This window comes from Methylobacterium sp. FW306-05-D, from assembly GCF_058782155.1.
This window is the reverse complement of the sequence record NZ_JBYSXL010000154.1, coordinates 1-3,064: the sequence shown is the minus strand read 5'-3', so window position 1 is coordinate 3,064 and position 3,064 is coordinate 1. Positions and strand designations below refer to the sequence as shown.

Sequence of the window (3,064 nt, the reverse complement as noted above, 5' to 3'; positions counted from 1 at the left end):
GCCCTCGCCCCCGACCCCACCTGCGCGGGCTTCACCCTGGTGGAGATGCTGGTCGCCCTCGCGCTGGCGGCGCTGATCGGGGTGATGCTGGCCCAGGCCCTGTCGCTGACGGGCACCCTCGCGGGGGTCTCGGCGCGCTACGCCGCCGCCGAGGAAGTCCAGGCCGTGCGCGACCACCTGCGCCGCGCCCTCGGCGACCTCGCCGGGCGCCGTCCCGACGGGACCCTGCCGCCCTTCGCCGGAAGCCCGGACGGCGTCTCGGGCCTTCTCGCCGCCAGCCGCGACGTGGAGCGCGACGCCGAGCAGCGCCTCGACCTGCGGGCGGTGCCCGGACCCGGCGGCCTCGACCTCGTGGAGGGGCGCCGGCCCGTCCAGGCGCTGGCCGGAGATGCCGGGGCGGCGCCGCCCGAGCGCCTCCTCGGCGGCCTCGCCAGCCTCGACCTGCGCTACTTCGGCAGCCCGGCCCCGCGCCGGCCGCCGGAATGGCTCGCCGCGTGGTCGCGGCGGGACGCGAGCCCGGACCTCGTAGAGATCCGCATCGGCTTTCCCGCGGGCGACCGGCGGCGCTGGGCGCCGCTCCTCGTCCCGGTGGCGGTGCGGCCGTGAGGCGGCTCCGTCCCGGCGGCGGGGCGCAGGCGGGCTTCGTGCTGCCGGCCGTCCTGGTGATCCTCGTGGTGGTCTCGGCGGCGGCCGCCACCGCGGCCCTGCGCCTGCAGACCGGCACCACCCTGGCGGGGGCACGGGCCGACGGCCTGCGCCTGCAGGGTCTGGCGGACGGCATCGCCCGGCTCGTCGCCTACGGCCTCGTGGTCGAGCGCATCTACCGGGCCGGGCCCCTCGGCCTGCCGGAGGACGGCCGCGCCGTGGCCTGCCCCCTGCCGGGGGGGCGGATCGCCCGGATCGCGGTGCGGGACGAGAGCGCCCTGATCGACCTCAACACCACCGCGCGCCCGCAGCTGGAGGAAGCGTTCCGCGCCCTCGGCATTCCCGACCGGGACGCTCCCGCCCTGGCGGCCGAGATCGTCGACTTTCGCGATGCCGACGACACGCCCGAGCCCGGCGGCGGGGCCGAGGCGCCCCAGTACGAGGCCCGCGGCCTCGCCTACGGCCCGCGCAACGGCCCGTTCCGGCGCGCCGACGAGATCGACCAGCTGCCGTCGATGACGCCGGCCTTCGCGGCCCTGCTGCGCCCGGCCGTGACCGTGTACAACCCGAACGGGCGCTTCGATGCCGCCCGCCTGCGCCGGCGCGCGGCGGCTCCCGGCGCGGCCCTCCCGCCCGCCGGGAGCCCGTCGCCGCGCCAGGTCCTGCGCATCGGCGTCTCGGTCGCCGGCCCGGCCGGCGCCCGGGCCGGCCGCACCGCCCTGGTCGCCCTCACGGCCTCCGCCGCCGGGATCGGCATCTTCGAATGGGTCCGCGCCGTCCCGCCCTCCGAGGCGACGGCCGGGCACCCGGCCTGCCCCCGGATCGCGGCCGCCCTCGGGGCGGACTGATCCGACCCGTCAGAGATCCGGCCGCAGCAGCTGGGCGCCGTGCAGGCCGAGGACCAGGAAGGGGCCGAAGGGCAGCCGCGTGCGCAACCCGATCGGGTGCCCGACGAGGCGCAGCAGGCCCAAGGCCCCGAGGGCGGACAGGCTGGCCACGAGGATCATCAGGGGCAGCTGCGCGAGGCCGATCCAGGGCATCGCGGCGGCGACCAGCTTGACGTCGCCGAGCCCGAGGCCGGTACGGTTCCGGAGCCGGCCATAGGCGGCGCGCAGGCCGGCCAGGAGCAGGTAGGCGAAGACGGCTTCGACCAGCGCGAGGCCGATCTCGGCCGGGATCGCGCCGGCCGGAACCCGGGTGGCCAGCACGGCCAGGCCGAGGCCGAAGAGCGCCCCGTTCAGGGCATCGGGAATGATGTGGCGGCGCAGGTCGATGACGGCGATCGGCACCGTCAGCGGCAGGGCGAGCAGCACCGAGAGGAGCGCCGGGCCGAGAACCACCATACCGCCCGCATCCCGTTCCAGCCGCCGCCCCGCCCCGCGGATCACACAGGATCGCCTGTCGGGCAAGGCGGGGCGGGACCGCCACGCGCCGGGGCGCGCGGCGGCGAGGCGTCAGTAGCGGTAGATCTTCCCGTCGAGGCCGATGGAGAGCAGCCGCTTGGCGTTCGGGGCCGCCACCGCGTTGGCCGTGACGTTGGGCATCCGGGTCCAGGCCTCGACGGTGTTGTCGCCCACCTTGCGCCAGATCGCCTTGCTGTTCCGGTTCACCGTGACCACGCCCCCGTCCGACGAGGCCGCCAGATCCAGGGCCTCGCGGCCGACCCGGGCCCAGGCACCGGCCCCGTCGCCGCGGTAGATGTTGTTGTCGAGGCCGATCGCCCAGAAGCTCCGGCCGTTCATCGCCACCACCTTCCGGGCGCTGCCGGGCAGGCGGCGCCAGTTGGCCTGCGCGTCGTCCGTGGCCTTCGCCCAGATCTCCCCGGTGCGGTTGACCACCACCACGGTGCCGTCGGCGGAGGCCGCGATCGTGACGTTGTTGGCGCTGGGGATCGCGGTCCACTGCGTGCCGTCGAAGCGGTAGACCACGTCGTCGAGGCCGATGCCGTAGATGCTGTTGGCCTTGACCACGGCCACGTCCTTCATGCGGCCGGGCAGATTCTTCCAGACACCGTCGGCCTGATACAGCCAGACCGTGCCCTCGTTCCGGTTGACGGCGACCGTGGTGCCGTCCGCAGCGGTGGCGATCTTGCTCGCCTCGACGCCGATCTCCCGCCAGGCGCTGGTCGTGGGCTGGGTGAAGGCGGACGCGCCCGTGATGGTGGGCGTCGGGGCGACGGTGTTCACGATCTGACAGGCCTTGACGGTGCCGGGGATCGGGTCGCTCCCGAACGCCTGGGTTGTGCAGGGGATGGAGCCTGTCACCAGCTTGGTGGTGTAGAGGCCGTTGGCGCCGAACCGGACGGTCCTGGGACCGTTCGGCACCGTGCAGAGCTCGCTCTCCGCCGCGCAGGCGACGACGCTGTCCGTGGTGCCTCCGGTCGTTCCGGTCCCGCCCGTCGTGCCGGCGCCCCCGGTGG

General features: G+C 75.8%; 4 protein-coding genes. 2 read left to right on the top strand and 2 right to left on the bottom strand.

Annotated elements, in window-relative coordinates; genetic code table 11:
- Together AC3WLN_RS23870 and AC3WLN_RS23865 are read left to right on the top strand one after the other, a co-directional pair.
- A partial coding sequence (locus tag AC3WLN_RS23870) for a prepilin-type N-terminal cleavage/methylation domain-containing protein (RefSeq protein ID WP_492485442.1) occupies positions 1-606 on the top strand: 606 nt, incomplete at its 5' end.
- Positions 603-1,493 (top strand): type II secretion system minor pseudopilin, encoded by an 891-nt coding sequence (locus AC3WLN_RS23865; protein ID WP_492485440.1) that lies wholly within the window; start codon positions 603-605, stop codon positions 1,491-1,493. The genes AC3WLN_RS23870 and AC3WLN_RS23865, both read left to right, overlap by 4 nt.
- Positions 1,494-1,502: 9 nt before the next feature.
- Here the strand turns inward: AC3WLN_RS23865 and AC3WLN_RS23860 are convergent, their stop codons facing one another.
- Positions 1,503-1,988 (bottom strand): prepilin peptidase, encoded by a 486-nt coding sequence (locus AC3WLN_RS23860; RefSeq protein WP_492485438.1) that lies wholly within the window; start codon positions 1,986-1,988, stop codon positions 1,503-1,505.
- A gap of 111 nt (positions 1,989-2,099) precedes the next feature.
- On the bottom strand, positions 2,100-3,064 hold a 965-nt coding region (locus AC3WLN_RS23855; protein ID WP_492485436.1), incomplete at its 5' end, for a tectonin domain-containing protein.